This is a genomic window from Pseudomonas edaphica (assembly GCF_965277385.1).
GTDB lineage: Bacteria > Pseudomonadota > Gammaproteobacteria > Pseudomonadales > Pseudomonadaceae > Aquipseudomonas > Aquipseudomonas edaphica.
Genome location: NZ_OZ255725.1, coordinates 2,589,911 through 2,602,512, shown reverse-complemented (window position 1 = coordinate 2,602,512; position 12,602 = coordinate 2,589,911). Strand labels below are relative to the sequence as shown.

General features: G+C 59.7%; 14 protein-coding genes. 7 read left to right on the top strand and 7 right to left on the bottom strand.

Going from position 1 to position 12,602, the window contains the following annotated elements; genetic code table 11:
* The first annotated feature begins 26 nt into the window (after positions 1-26).
* The 6 genes from ACQY47_RS11895 (at position 27) to ACQY47_RS11870 (ending at position 6,496) form a co-directional block, all read left to right on the top strand.
* On the top strand, positions 27-941 hold the full coding sequence (locus tag ACQY47_RS11895; protein ID WP_017136076.1) for an ABC transporter permease subunit: 915 nt from the start codon (positions 27-29) through the stop codon (positions 939-941).
* Positions 942-943: 2 nt separating this feature from the next.
* Positions 944-2,221 (top strand): high-affinity branched-chain amino acid ABC transporter permease LivM, encoded by a 1,278-nt coding sequence (gene livM, locus ACQY47_RS11890; RefSeq protein ID WP_017136077.1) that lies wholly within the window; start codon positions 944-946, stop codon positions 2,219-2,221.
* On the top strand, positions 2,218-3,093 hold the full coding sequence (locus tag ACQY47_RS11885) for an ABC transporter ATP-binding protein (RefSeq protein ID WP_017136078.1): 876 nt from the start codon (positions 2,218-2,220) through the stop codon (positions 3,091-3,093). Before livM ends, ACQY47_RS11885 begins: the two co-directional genes overlap by 4 nt.
* Positions 3,090-3,806 carry an ABC transporter ATP-binding protein gene (locus ACQY47_RS11880; protein ID WP_069786861.1) on the top strand — a complete coding sequence of 239 codons (717 nt, stop codon included), beginning with the start codon at positions 3,090-3,092 and terminating at the stop codon, positions 3,804-3,806. Before ACQY47_RS11885 ends, ACQY47_RS11880 begins: the two co-directional genes overlap by 4 nt.
* A gap of 822 nt (positions 3,807-4,628) precedes the next feature.
* Complete coding sequence (locus tag ACQY47_RS11875) at positions 4,629-5,393, top strand: SDR family oxidoreductase (RefSeq protein ID WP_058422443.1); 765 nt, start codon at positions 4,629-4,631, stop codon at positions 5,391-5,393.
* Between the two features lie 197 nt (positions 5,394-5,590).
* A complete protein-coding gene (locus tag ACQY47_RS11870) occupies positions 5,591-6,496 on the top strand; it encodes a cation diffusion facilitator family transporter (RefSeq protein ID WP_170040310.1) in 906 nt (301 codons plus the stop codon).
* Between the two features lie 102 nt (positions 6,497-6,598).
* On the opposite strand, the gene ACQY47_RS11865 is transcribed toward ACQY47_RS11870, so the two are convergent.
* From ACQY47_RS11865 to ureE, 5 genes are all read right to left on the bottom strand, one after another.
* Positions 6,599-7,708: an AGE family epimerase/isomerase gene (locus tag ACQY47_RS11865; protein ID WP_169986511.1), complete on the bottom strand. Its 1,110-nt coding sequence runs from the start codon at positions 7,706-7,708 to the stop codon at positions 6,599-6,601.
* A 171-nt stretch (positions 7,709-7,879) separates the two neighbouring features.
* Complete coding sequence (locus tag ACQY47_RS11860; protein ID WP_428557146.1) at positions 7,880-8,452, bottom strand: HupE/UreJ family protein; 573 nt, start codon at positions 8,450-8,452, stop codon at positions 7,880-7,882.
* A 23-nt stretch (positions 8,453-8,475) separates the two neighbouring features.
* Positions 8,476-9,090, bottom strand: a complete 615-nt coding sequence (gene ureG, locus ACQY47_RS11855) for an urease accessory protein UreG (RefSeq protein WP_017136796.1) — start codon at positions 9,088-9,090, stop codon at positions 8,476-8,478.
* 9 nt (positions 9,091-9,099) lie between these two features.
* Positions 9,100-9,774 (bottom strand): urease accessory protein UreF, encoded by a 675-nt coding sequence (locus tag ACQY47_RS11850; protein WP_428557145.1) that lies wholly within the window; start codon positions 9,772-9,774, stop codon positions 9,100-9,102.
* Positions 9,771-10,271, bottom strand: a complete 501-nt coding sequence (ureE, locus tag ACQY47_RS11845; protein WP_017136794.1) for an urease accessory protein UreE — start codon at positions 10,269-10,271, stop codon at positions 9,771-9,773. The genes ACQY47_RS11850 and ureE overlap by 4 nt, the downstream gene beginning before the upstream one ends.
* A 339-nt stretch (positions 10,272-10,610) precedes the next feature.
* On the opposite strand from ureE, the gene ACQY47_RS11840 reads away from it, so the two are divergent.
* The gene (locus ACQY47_RS11840) at positions 10,611-11,099 is read left to right on the top strand and encodes a C40 family peptidase (protein ID WP_017136793.1); all 489 of its coding nucleotides are present in this window, start codon (positions 10,611-10,613) and stop codon (positions 11,097-11,099) included.
* A gap of 6 nt (positions 11,100-11,105) precedes the next feature.
* On the opposite strand, the gene ACQY47_RS11835 is transcribed toward ACQY47_RS11840, so the two are convergent.
* A complete protein-coding gene (locus ACQY47_RS11835; RefSeq protein WP_017136792.1) occupies positions 11,106-11,738 on the bottom strand; it encodes a TetR family transcriptional regulator in 633 nt (210 codons plus the stop codon).
* 164 nt (positions 11,739-11,902) lie between these two features.
* Complete coding sequence (locus ACQY47_RS11830; protein ID WP_099548110.1) at positions 11,903-12,313, bottom strand: hypothetical protein; 411 nt, start codon at positions 12,311-12,313, stop codon at positions 11,903-11,905.
* Between the last annotated feature and the right edge of the window lie 289 nt (positions 12,314-12,602).

Genomic DNA, 12,602 nt, shown 5'->3' with positions numbered 1-12,602 from the left:
AGGTGCTCACCGCGTGAGATTGCGTTATGGATGGTATTTTCCTGCAGCAACTGGTCAACGGCCTGACCCTCGGGTCGGTCTACGGCCTGATCGCCATCGGCTACACAATGGTCTATGGCATCATTGGCATGATCAACTTCGCCCACGGCGAGGTTTATATGATTTCCGCTTACCTCGCGGCGATCAGTCTGGCACTGCTGGCTTACTTCGGCATCGAATCCTTCCCGCTGCTCATTCTCGGCACTCTGATCTTCACCGTGGTCGTCACCGGCGTGTACGGTTGGGTCATCGAGCGTGTCGCCTACAAACCGCTGCGCAACTCCACCCGGCTGGCACCGTTGATCAGCGCCATCGGTATCTCCCTGATCCTGCAAAACTATGCGCAGATCGCTCAGGGCGCGAAACAACAAGGCATTCCAACCCTGCTGGCCGGCGCCTGGCGCGTCGATATCGGCACGGGCTTCGTGCAGTTGACCTACACCAAGGTGTTTATCCTGGTGGCCGCGTTTCTCGGCATGGGCCTGCTGACCTACATCATCAAATACACCAAGCTCGGCCGCATGTGCCGCGCCACCCAGCAAGACCGCAAGATGGCCTCGATCCTGGGCATCAACACCGACCGCGTGATCTCCTACGTGTTCGTCATTGGTGCCGCCATGGCCGCCCTGGCCGGCGTGCTGATCACCCTCAACTACGGCACCTTCGACTTCTATGCCGGCTTCATCATCGGCATCAAGGCATTTACCGCAGCGGTACTCGGCGGCATCGGCTCCCTGCCTGGGGCGATGTTGGGCGGGATCATCCTGGGTATCTCCGAGTCGCTGTTCTCGGGGTTGATCAACTCTGACTACAAAGACGTGTTCAGCTTCTCCCTGCTGGTGGTGATTCTGATCTTCCGTCCTCAGGGCCTGCTTGGTCGCCCACTCGTGGCTAAGGTGTAAACATGTCTGCTGCCAAATCTATCGATATCAAGAAAAGTGTGGTCGATACGGTCCTTGCCGGGCTGATTTCGTTGATCGTGTTCGGTCCGATTGTCGGCGTGGTCCTCGACGGCTACAGCTTTAACCTCGAGCCTGCGCGGGTGGCCACGTTGGTCGCCATCGTGATGGCCGGGCGCTTTGCCTTGAGCCTGTTCCTGCAAACCCCCAAGGGCGTGAAGATCCTGCAGGGTTTCGAGAGCAGTGGCTCCGGCGTGCACGTGTTGCCGCCGGACTACAAATCGCGGCTGCGCTGGATCATCCCGGCACTGATCGTGATCGCGATCGTGTTCCCGATCTTCGCCAACAAGTACCTGCTGACCGTGGTGATTCTCGGGCTGATCTACGTGTTACTCGGCCTTGGCCTGAACATCGTGGTGGGCCTGGCCGGTTTGCTCGACCTGGGTTACGTGGCGTTCTATGCCATCGGCGCCTACGGCCTGGCGCTCGGTTATCAATACCTGGGCCTGGGCTTCTGGAGTGTGTTGCCTCTGGCGGCCATCGCTGCCGCGCTGGCGGGCTGCATACTCGGGTTCCCGGTGCTGCGAATGCACGGTGACTACCTCGCCATCGTGACCCTGGGCTTTGGTGAAATCATCCGCCTGGTGCTCAACAACTGGCTGTCGTTCACCGGTGGCCCCAACGGTATGCCGGTGCCTTCGCCGACTTTTCTCGGCCTGGAGTTCGGGCGCAAGGCCAAGGATGGCGGGATTCCGTTCCACGAGTTCTTCGGCATCGATTACAACCCCAACATCAAGTTCATGTTCATCTACATCGTGCTGTTCCTGGTGGTACTGGCCGTGCTGTACATCAAGCACCGCCTGACCCGTATGCCGGTTGGCCGCGCCTGGGAAGCCTTGCGCGAAGATGAAATCGCCTGCCGTTCCATGGGCCTGAACCATGTACTGGTCAAGCTTTCGGCGTTCACCATCGGGGCCTCGACTGCGGGGCTGGCCGGGGTGTTCTTTGCCAGCTATCAGGGCTTCGTCAACCCGTCGTCGTTTACCTTCTTCGAGTCGGCGCTGATCCTGGCCATCGTGGTGTTGGGCGGCATGGGCTCGACAGTCGGTGTGGTGATTGCGGCGTTCGTCTTGACCGTCGCGCCGGAGTTGCTGCGCAGCTTCTCCGAGTACCGTGTGCTGCTGTTTGGCGTGTTGATGGTGGTGATGATGATTTGGCGGCCACGCGGGCTGATCCGCATCAGCCGAACCGGTGTGACCCCACGTAAAGGAGTGGCGCCATGAGCAAAGAAGTCGTCCTCTCCGTGGAACACCTGATGATGCACTTCGGTGGCATCAAGGCCTTGAGCGATGTGAGCCTCAAGGTCAAACGCAACTCGATCTTCGCCCTCATCGGCCCCAACGGCGCGGGCAAGACCACGGTGTTCAACTGCCTCACCGGCTTCTACAAAGCCAGCGGCGGCAAGATCGAACTGAACATTCGTGGCAAGCAGACCAACGTGATCCAGTTGCTCGGCGAACGCTTCAAGGCCGTCGACTTCGTGTCGCCAAAAAGCTTCTTCAGCCGCGTGTATTACAAGATGTTCGGCGGCACCCACCTGGTCAACCGCGCAGGGTTGGCGCGGACCTTCCAGAACATTCGCCTGTTCAAGGAAATGTCGGTGCTGGAAAACCTGCTGGTGGCCCAGCACATGTGGGTCAACCGCAACATGCTGGCGGGCATCCTCAACACCAAGGGCTACCGCAAGGCCGAAAGCGATGCTCTCGACCACGCCTTCTATTGGCTGGAAGTGGTGGACCTGGTCGATTGCGCCAACCGCCTGGCCGGTGAGCTTTCCTACGGCCAGCAACGCCGCCTGGAAATCGCCCGCGCCATGTGCACTCGGCCGCAGATCATCTGCCTGGACGAACCGGCAGCGGGCCTCAACCCGCAGGAAACCGAAGCCCTCAGCGCGATGATTCGCCTGCTGCGCGACGAACACGACCTGACAGTGGTGCTGATCGAACACGACATGGGCATGGTGATGAGTATTTCCGACCACATCGTGGTGCTCGACCACGGCAACGTGATCGCCGAAGGCGGCCCGGACGCGATCCGCAACGACCCGAAAGTGATTGCCGCCTACCTGGGCGCAGACGAAGAGGAGCTGGTATGAGTGCACCTATCCTCGAAATGAAGGACCTGGACGTGTTTTACGGCCCGATCCAGGCCCTGAAAAAAGTCTCGCTGCACATTAACGAAGGCGAAACCGTGAGCCTGATCGGCTCCAACGGCGCGGGTAAATCCACGCTGCTGATGTCGATTTTCGGCCAGCCGCGCGCCGAGTCCGGGCAAATTCTGTACAACGGCGTCGACATTACCCACAAGTCGTCCCACTACATCGCCTCCAACGGCATTGCGCAGTCGCCGGAAGGGCGGCGGGTGTTCCCCGACATGACCGTGGAGGAAAACCTGCTGATGGGCACCATCCCGATTGGCGACAAGTATGCGCAGGAAGACATGCAGCGCATGTTCGAGCTGTTCCCTCGGCTCAAGGAGCGGCGCACCCAGCGCGCAATGACCATGTCGGGTGGCGAGCAGCAAATGCTCGCCATCGCCCGCGCGCTGATGAGCCGGCCCAAGTTGCTGTTGCTGGACGAACCGAGCCTGGGCCTGGCGCCCATTGTGGTGAAGCAGATTTTTGCCACACTGCGCGAGCTGGCGGCCACCGGGATGACTATCTTCCTGGTGGAACAGAACGCTAACCACGCGCTGCGTCTGTCGGACCGGGCGTATGTGATGGTTAACGGCGAGATCCGCCTGACGGGCACCGGTAAGGAGTTGCTGGTGAACGAGGAAGTGCGCAACGCCTACCTCGGCGGGCATTGATCTAAAGGCCTGACGCAATAACCCCATGTGGGAACCGGCTCTCTGTGGGAGCTGGCTTGCCTGCGATGCAAGCACCTCGGTCTTTCAGGTAGACCGAGGAGATGCCATCGCAGGCAAGCCAGCTCCCACATGAAACGGTTCCCACAGGTGTTTTTGGGGTGTTTTCAGTGCTCCCGCCAAATTGTGGAAAACAAATCCAGCCCACCTCCAAAGCGCGACATATAGCCGCCGCAAATCCCTGTTTTGTCACAGTTTTGACTTGTCCCCATCCGCTGTGGAACCGGCTGTGGGTAACGTGGGAGTAGCTGGCTGCAAGCCTTTAAAAACGGGGCTTGCAGCGTGGTGGTTGTTTATTGATCAGCCAGTTTTTGGTGGCCTGCCGAGGGCTTTGTCAACCTGTTTAAAGACACAGGTATATGACTGATTTATGTCGGAACAGCCTGTGGATAAGTCTGTGACTAAACTCTGGAAAGACGGCCGCAGAGGCCGGAATGACTGGCCTGGAGCCATCGTTCGGATTTTCCCTCTTGCCATTGGGCTACATACGCCTTGGCCAAGGTCAAGCAAAAAACTTTCTGAAATCGCCTGCAAGCCTTGTATAGAGCGGCTTGGCGCTTTTTACACTTGCCCCCAAAGACTGTGGGCGCAGTTGTGGATAACCTGCGTGCATATGGCTGCACGCCACGTTCTATAAGGCTTTGCCTGATGTGATCAAAAAACAACCAGTCGTGTATGAAGTTATGCGCTTAGCGGTTGCTGCAATCGCGGCGTAAGGGCATTCTGCTGGCTGTTTTTTTTCCCGATGCCCGCAAGGAGAACACCATGTCCGACACGCTGTTTATTACTGGCGCCACCTCAGGTTTCGGCGAAGCTTGCGCCCGTCGTTTTGCCGACGCCGGCTGGAAACTGGTGCTTACCGGCCGTCGTGCTGACCGTTTGAATGCCTTGGTCGAAGAGCTTTCCAAGCAGACCGAAGTGCATGGCCTGGTGGTGGACGTGCGTGACCGCAAGGGTATGGAAGAGGCCATCGCCAACCTGCCGCCGTCGTTCGCCAAGTTGCGCGGGCTGATCAACAACGCCGGCCTGGCCGTGGGCACCGACCCTGCGCCCAAGTGCAGCCTCGACGATTGGGAAACCATGGTCGACACCAACATCAAAGGCCTGCTGACCACCACCAACCTGCTGTTGCCGCGCCTGATCGCCCACGGCCGTGGCGCCGGCATCATCAACCTGGGGTCCATCGCCGGTAACTACCCATACCCGGGCAGCCACGTGTATGGCGGTTCCAAGGCGTTCGTGAAGCAGTTCTCGCTGAACCTGCGTTGCGACCTGCAAGGCACCGGCGTGCGCGTGACCAACATCGAGCCAGGCCTGTGTGAGAGCGAGTTCTCGCTGGTGCGCTTTGGCGGTGACCAGGCGCGTTATGACGCGACCTATGCCGGTGCCGAGCCGATCCAGCCGCAGGACATTGCCGACACGATCTTCTGGGTGATGAATACCCCGGCGCACGTGAACATCAACCGGTTGGAGCTGATGCCGGTGAGCCAGACCTGGGCTGGGTTTGCGATTGAGCGTGGGGCCAAGTAAGGCTTAAGACCGCGTTGCGTCCTTCGCAGGCAAGCCAGCTCCCACACTTGACCGAGTTCCTGCATGAGAATGCGGCCGAATGTGGGAGCTGGCTTGCCTGCGATGGCGGCAAATCGGCCAAAACAGGACATAAGGTACACTCCACGCCTGAAAACCCCTCCGCACTGTGCGGTTTAAAGGTTTTGACGGGAGGAAATGTGAGTAACCGAGGTGAGCAGGCACTGCTCAAACAATCGACGATTCTGATGTTCGCGGTCGCGATCGCCGGGATTGTCACGGGTGTGATATCTGGCGCCCAGTCCATTCTATTCGACGGCTTTTTCTCGCTGATCGCCACCGCCATCAAGGTGTTGATGCTGATCACGGCCAAGCTGATCGCCAAGAAAAGCAACGAGCGTTTCCAGTTCGGCTACTGGCACCTGGAACCGATGGTGCTGCTGATCGAAGGCAGCTTCCTGTTGTTGATCGCGATCTACGCGTTTCTCAACGGTGTGTTCGGCATCATCAATGGCGGGCGTGAGATTGAGTTGGGACTGGTGATCGTCTACGCGGCAGTGTTTACCGTGGTCGAGTTTGCCTACTTCTTCTACGTGCGCTATCGCAATCGCAAGCTCAAATCTTCACTGATCCAGTTCGACAACATCAGTTGGCTGGTGGACGCGATGCTGTCGGTGGGCTTGCTGATCAGCTTCCTCGCTGCGCTGTTGCTCAAGTCCCAGGGCTATGGCGAGTGGGCGGTGTATGTCGACCCATTGATCCTGATTCTGCTGGCCCTGAGCATGCTGGCGCCGGCGTTCAAGATCCTGCGCCCGGCGTTGCGTGAGGTGCTGGGAATTGCCCCGGACCACTTGGATGACAAAGTGCGCGAAGTGATGGATGCCGCCCAGGCCAAGCACGGTTTCGATGACTACGTGTCTTACGTGCAAAAGCACGGGCGGGCGCGGTTTATCGAGATTCATGTGGTGTTGCCGGCCAATTACCCGGTAGATAACGTGGCGACGCTTGATGGGCTGCGCGAGGAGATATCCACAGGGTTGGGTACGCCGGATGCGGCGCGTTGGTTGACGATCAGTTTTACCGGGGATCGCAAGTGGATTGCATGACAGTCAGGTAGACCGCTATCGCAGGCAAGCCAGCTCCCACATTTGACTGTGTTCACACATCAAAATGTGGGAGCTGGCTTGCCTGCGATGAGGCACTAAAGGTCAACCAAGATGCTGGATCAGCCCCTGATAGCAAGTCGCCAAGTGATACGGTGTAGTCGACGGCATATCCCGCCGGCTCACTGCGCCCTTGGCATCCAGGCATTCATGCCAGCCTTTCTCATGCAAAAAGTTCTGTTGCAGCGCCAGCAATTGGCGTTGCAACACCGCCTCACTGCCCGGCCGCAAGGTCAGCGCCCGCAGGTATTCAGCCTGTGCCCATATCCGTTGCGTGCCGTCGCGCACGCTGCCATCCAGCGCGAGCATGCCGCTGACCGCGCCACTTAACTTATCCACACCCTTAAGCTCTGCATAGGCAAATGCCCGCGTCAGCGAGGCATGCAAGGGTGTGCCGCGCAGTACCTCTGAAGAGTCGAGCAAAAAGAACCACTCGAACTGGTGTCCCGGCTCAAACCAGTTATCCACAGCGCCCAGCGGTTTTTCCATCATCACGCCGTGCTGGCGGTCGATGAAGCGCTTCTGCAGGGCGGTGGCGAGGTCCAGCAACGCATCCTGGGTGATCGCGTCTTCACGCACGGCCAGGGTGGCGAGGAAACCTTCGGCCAGGTGCATCAGTGGGTTTTGCAGTGGGCCGGACTTGAGCGATGACCAGTTGCGCTCCAATACGGCTTCGTACAGGCCGTCGCCGGTGGCGAAACGTTCGGCGACCACGGCCAGGGCCGCATCGAGTACCGACTCCACCAACGGCTCGCGTACTTTGGCCCAATAGTGGGCGCAGGCGAAGATGATGAAGGCGTGGGTGTAGAGGTCTTTGCGCTTGTCCAGCGGTTTGCCGTGGGCGTCGATGCTGTAAAACCAACCGCCGTGTTCGGCATCATGAAAATGCCGTTGCAGCGAACGAAACAGCGCCGCTGCACGCTCTTCGGCAAACGCTGCACCCGGCTCGCCGATCAGGCTGGCGAACAGGTACAACTGCCGGGCGCAGGCCATGGCGCGGTAGCGTTGCGGGGGCAATGGCTGGTGATCGGCGCCCAGCGCCTCGTAGGGCAGCGCCAAGTCGGCGTTCCAGCCCGGGCCTTGCCACAGCGGCACGATCAGGGTGTGGAAGTGCGTGAGCACGGCATTCAAGGAAGGTTGGGAAGCGATGGGCATCGGCTGGCGTCGTCACGGCAGAGGTGTAGGCGCGCATGGTAGCAGGCTTGAGTTCTGTGGTGTTTGTGCCACCGCCATCGCAGGCAAGCCAGCTCCCACCTTTGGATCTGTGAACACAGTCAAAGGTGGGAGCTGGCTTGCCTGCGATGGGGGCCTCAGCAGCGGCGCAAATCAGCCCGCCAGCAACCAAACCCCGGTTGCCGCCGAAGCTGCCCCGGCAACCCGTACCAGCGGCGCCGCAGCAGCCGGCAGGAAACGCACCACCGCATACCCGGCAGCATGCAGCGCTGCCGTCGCGGCCACAAAGCCGGCCGCATACGCCCACGGGCTGGACATGTCCGGCAGCTCCAGGCCGTGCGCCACACCGTGGAACAGCGCAAACAACGCCGTCGCCGCCACCGCCACAAACAACGGAGGCCGCACTGCCAGCGCTACCGCCAAGCCCAGCGCCAGTACCGAGGCAGCAATCCCGCTTTCCAGCGCCGGCAGTTCCAGGCCTTCAAAGCCGAGCAGGCCGCCCACCAGCATGGCGCCGACAAACGCGCAAGGCAGTGCCCAGCGCGCCTTGCCTTGTTGCTGCGCGGCCCACAACCCGACCGCGACCATGGCCAGTAAATGATCAATACCGCCCAATGGGTGGCTGATACCGGCCACCAGACCATTATCGCCATGCCCGGGGTGAGCGAAGGCAAGGGCCGGTGCCAGCAGCAGGGCGGCGGTTGCAAGAATTTTGTTGAGTCCCATACAGGCTCCTTTTGGGGGTGTGATCAGGCTGCAGTCAGCAAACCCTGACGTTCGATAAAGGCGACGATTTCATCCAGGCCGATGCCGGTTTTCTGGTTGCTGAACACAAAGGGCTTACCGTTGCGCATGCGTGTGGTGTCGCTGTTCATCAGTTCCAGCGAGGCGCCGACCAGGGGCGCCAGGTCGATCTTGTTGATGACCAGCAAGTCGGATTTGCAAATACCGGGCCCACCCTTGCGCGGCAGCTTGTCACCGGCAGACACATCGATCACGTAGATGGTCAGGTCCGAGAGTTCCGGGCTGAACGTGGCCGACAAGTTGTCGCCGCCAGACTCCACCAGGATCAGGTCCAGGCCGGGGAAGCGGCGGTTGAGTTGGTCCACCGCTTCGAGGTTGATCGAGGCATCTTCACGAATCGCCGTGTGCGGGCAGCCGCCGGTTTCCACGCCGATGATGCGCTCGGGCGCCAGTGCCTGGTTGCGCACCAGAAAATCCGCGTCTTCGCGGGTGTAGATATCGTTGGTGACCACCGCCAGGTTGTAGCGGTCGCGCAGCGCCAGGCACAGCGCCAGGGTCAGGGCGGTCTTGCCGGAGCCCACTGGGCCGCCGATGCCGACACGCAAAGGTTGTGTGTTCATGTAGGTCTCCTAGGAACGGAACAGGCGGCTGTATTGGCGCTCATGGGCCATACACGCCAGGGACAGGCCGAACGCGGCGCTGCCGAAATGGGGAGGGTCGATGCGTGCCGCGTCCTGCTGGGCTTGTTGCAACAGGGGCAGCAATTGGCTGGTCAGGCGTTGGGCGGCTTGCTGGCCCAGCGGCAGGGTTTTCATCAGCACCGCCAATTGGTTTTCCAGCCAGCTCCACAGCCACGCGGCCAGTGCGTCATCAGGGCTGATGTGCCAGGCGCGGGCGGCCAAGGCCCAGCCCAAGGCCAGGTGCGGTTCATCACGTTGGGCCAGAAAGTGGCGCGCGGCGTCGTCCAGCTCCGGTAAACCGTTGAGCAGCTGTTGCAGGGAATAGCCCATCTGGCGACTTTCCTGATACAGCTCGCGGGTCTCGCGGCTGGCGCGGTGCTCTTCGCACAGCTGCGCCAAATGCGGCCAATCCTGTTCGGCGGCGGCGCGGCAATGGGCGAGCAACAGCGGCGCTTCAAAACGGGCGAGGTTGAGCAGCAACTGGTCGCTGATCCAGCGCCGGGCACTGGCTGCATCATTGACGCGGCCGTTCTCCACCGCCATCTCCAGGCCTTGGGAATAGCTGTAGCCACCAATCGGCAATTGCGGACTGGCCAGACGCAACAGCGCCCAGGCTGGGTTCATAGACGCACGCCGAACTGGTGCAGTTTGGGCGGGTAATTGAAGTCTTCATCGCCATGACGCGAATGATGATGGCCACCGCCATAGGCACCGTGTTCCGGCTGGAACGGAGCCTCGAGGGTTTGCGTGGTGGCGCCGAGCTGTTCGAGCATGGCTTTGAGTACGTAGTCATCGAGCAGGCGCAGCCAGCCGTCGCCGACTTGCAAGGCCACATGGCGGTTGCCGAGGTGATACGCCGCGCGGGTCAGTTCAAAGGCGTTGCTGCAGGTCACGTGCAGCAGCTGTTCAGGGCGGGCGACCACGCGTACCACGCGCCCGTCTTCCGCTTGCAGGCATTCGCCATCGTGCAGCGGCGGCTGGCCACGCTCCAGAAACAGGCCGACGTCTTCGCCGTCGGCACTGAAACAGCGCAGGCGGCTTTTGCTGCGGGCTTCGAAGTTCAGCAGCAGTTCGGCGGCCCAGAGGGCTTGGGGGGCGATTCGGCGGTGGATCACCAGCATCAGGAGGCTTCCAGCTATGAGCGATAAATGAGCTAGAGCAAGGGGCTTGCCAACCGTGTGTATGGGCGGGAAATCCCTGTAGGCAAGCACGGACATGCCACCGAATAGGGCGTCAGCCAATGGCTGTCGCGCTTCAAATTGGTGCGCTATTGGATTTATAGCACTGGATGGGGGCGCTTTTCGTTGAGAACCGTTGCGTGAAGGATGAAATTTCCTTCATCTGTTTCGCACTGGATTTTTCTTGGATTTGTCCTACGTGATTGAAGGATTTGCCGTTCAAAAAGTTACGCGCTGTTTCATTACGATGTGCGCCGTGTTTAATCCACTGCGACGCCGAGCATGTTCAAAGTATTTTTGGTTTCACTTATTCTCAGCTTGTCCTGCGCCGTCATACCGGCCTCGGCCAATTTAAAAGCGCCTGTGGCCTTTGAACCTTCCGCCACCATCGACAACGTGATCGATCGTGCCCATGAGCTGCTAGGAACGCCCTATAAAAGCGGCGGTACCAAGGTTAACCAGGGGTTTGATTGCAGCAGCTTCCTGGTCTACCTGTTCAAGACCGAAGCCAATATCCGCCTTCCGCGCACCACCACAGAAATGCATCGATCAAGCGCCGCGACTGTTCAGCGCGAGGCGCTCAAGCCCGGCGACGCGGTATTTTTCAAAGGCAATGGGCGCGGACAGGTCAGCCATGTCGGCCTTTATATCGGCAAGGGCAAATTCATCCACTCGCCCAGCACCGGCAAACGCGTGCGTATCGATTCATTGAGCAACAGCTACTGGAAAAAGCACTACACCACCGCCAAGCGCTTCCACACTGCGGGCTGACCGGGCTTATTCGGTGCTGCCCAGCCCTTGCCAATGCTTGAGGCCGATAAAGATAAAGCGCAGTTGCTGGGTGATTTTCGCCTGGGGCGTAAGGTGGGCAGGCAGGGCCTGGGCCGGTGGGTCGATGATGTCGGGCAGGGTGGCGAACACACTCTTGACGATCAGGTCGGCCATCACATGTAAGCCGTCGGCATCCAGGTGCTGGAGCTTGGGCATCAACGTAAGGTCGGCAGCCAAGTCGCTGGTGATGTCTTCACGCAGCGCCCCGATGGCTTGGCGCACGGCCAGGCAGCCACCGTATTGCTCGCGGGCCAGGAACAGGAATTGTGAACGGTTGGCTGAAACCACGTCCAGAAAGATCCGCACGGAGGCATCAATGATGCCGCCCATCACGAACTCGTTGTGACGGACCAGGCGAATGGTGGCGCGGAAGGTCTGGCCGACTTCACTGACCAGCACGAGCCCCAGCTGGTCCATATCCTCAAAGTGACGATAGAACCCGGTCGGCACAATCCCGGCGGTCTTGGCCACTTCGCGCAGGCTCAGGCTGCCGAACCCACGGCCACACTCCATCAGATGGCGGGCTGCGTCCATCAAGGCGAGGCGGGTCTGTTGCTTCTGTTCGGCGCGGGGCAGCATCGGCGGGCGGGCTTTGTCGGCAAGTACAGCGACGCACTCTAGCAAAACAGCTTCAGCTACGTCGAACTTGGCGGGGTGTTGGGGTGTGATGCAGTTCAGATAAGCATCAGATAAAAGCAAAAGCCCGATCTTCAGATCGGGCTTTTTTCTCGGCCACCACGGGGTTAGCTCTGTGCTTGATGCAGTTCTTGCAGACGGTCAGCACCGCCTTCAACAACGCCTTCGGTGTAAGCGCGTTTGTGGGCTTGCTCAGCACCGCCTTCTACCAGGCCTTTTTGTTCCAGACGATCACGGCCACCTTCAGCAACGCCTTCGGTGTAAGCACGTTTGTTGGCTTGTTCAGCGCCACCTTCTACCAGGCCTTTCTCTTCCAGGCGGTTGCGACCGTTTTCAGCAACGGCGCCTTTGGCGTAGTCACGGTTTTCGTCTTCTTGCGAACCGCTGCGGGCCAGGGTCTGGCTCGACTGAACGGCTTGAGCTTTGTTCTGTGGGGTAGCTTGTTCAGCGGCTGGAAGGGCAAATGCGCTCGAAGCCAGGACCGACAGCAGAACAGTAGCGAGTATTTGGCGTTTCATGATGGGTTGCTCCTTGGGAGGGCGATAAAGTGGGTACAGGGCTAATGTTACTCTCGAGAAGTCGATATAAAAGTTCATAAACACAATGGTAATAATCAACAGAATTGATTGTTCCCCGCAGAGGCTCTAGAACGCGCCTCTCAAGCCCGCGCTTTTGCACCGTGGTGGGTATTTTCGACACGAACCTGGGTAACAATGGTGCGCTGTCGATGATGAAAACTGTCTGGTCGATCAGGAATGTGGCTTTTTGCGACTAAATCGCTGATCGGGTTAAACCCCCCGGCGGTTT

Excerpts from the sequence above, each read along its gene's own strand:
- ACQY47_RS11895 (WP_017136076.1), top strand. The coding sequence starts at position 27 with ATGGATGGTATTTTCCTGCAGCAACTGGTCAACGGCCTGACCCTCGGG.
- livM (WP_017136077.1), top strand. The coding sequence starts at position 944 with ATGTCTGCTGCCAAATCTATCGATATCAAGAAAAGTGTGGTCGATACG.
- ACQY47_RS11885 (WP_017136078.1), top strand. The coding sequence starts at position 2,218 with ATGAGCAAAGAAGTCGTCCTCTCCGTGGAACACCTGATGATGCACTTC.
- ACQY47_RS11880 (WP_069786861.1), top strand. The coding sequence starts at position 3,090 with ATGAGTGCACCTATCCTCGAAATGAAGGACCTGGACGTGTTTTACGGC.
- ACQY47_RS11875 (WP_058422443.1), top strand. The coding sequence starts at position 4,629 with ATGTCCGACACGCTGTTTATTACTGGCGCCACCTCAGGTTTCGGCGAA.
- ACQY47_RS11865 (WP_169986511.1), bottom strand. The coding sequence starts at position 7,708 with ATGCCCATCGCTTCCCAACCTTCCTTGAATGCCGTGCTCACGCACTTC.
- ACQY47_RS11860 (WP_428557146.1), bottom strand. The coding sequence starts at position 8,452 with ATGGGACTCAACAAAATTCTTGCAACCGCCGCCCTGCTGCTGGCACCG.
- ureG (WP_017136796.1), bottom strand. The coding sequence starts at position 9,090 with ATGAACACACAACCTTTGCGTGTCGGCATCGGCGGCCCAGTGGGCTCC.
- ACQY47_RS11850 (WP_428557145.1), bottom strand. The coding sequence starts at position 9,774 with ATGAACCCAGCCTGGGCGCTGTTGCGTCTGGCCAGTCCGCAATTGCCG.
- ureE (WP_017136794.1), bottom strand. The coding sequence starts at position 10,271 with ATGCTGGTGATCCACCGCCGAATCGCCCCCCAAGCCCTCTGGGCCGCC.
- ACQY47_RS11840 (WP_017136793.1), top strand. The coding sequence starts at position 10,611 with ATGTTCAAAGTATTTTTGGTTTCACTTATTCTCAGCTTGTCCTGCGCC.
- ACQY47_RS11835 (WP_017136792.1), bottom strand. The coding sequence starts at position 11,738 with ATGCTGCCCCGCGCCGAACAGAAGCAACAGACCCGCCTCGCCTTGATG.
- ACQY47_RS11830 (WP_099548110.1), bottom strand. The coding sequence starts at position 12,313 with ATGAAACGCCAAATACTCGCTACTGTTCTGCTGTCGGTCCTGGCTTCG.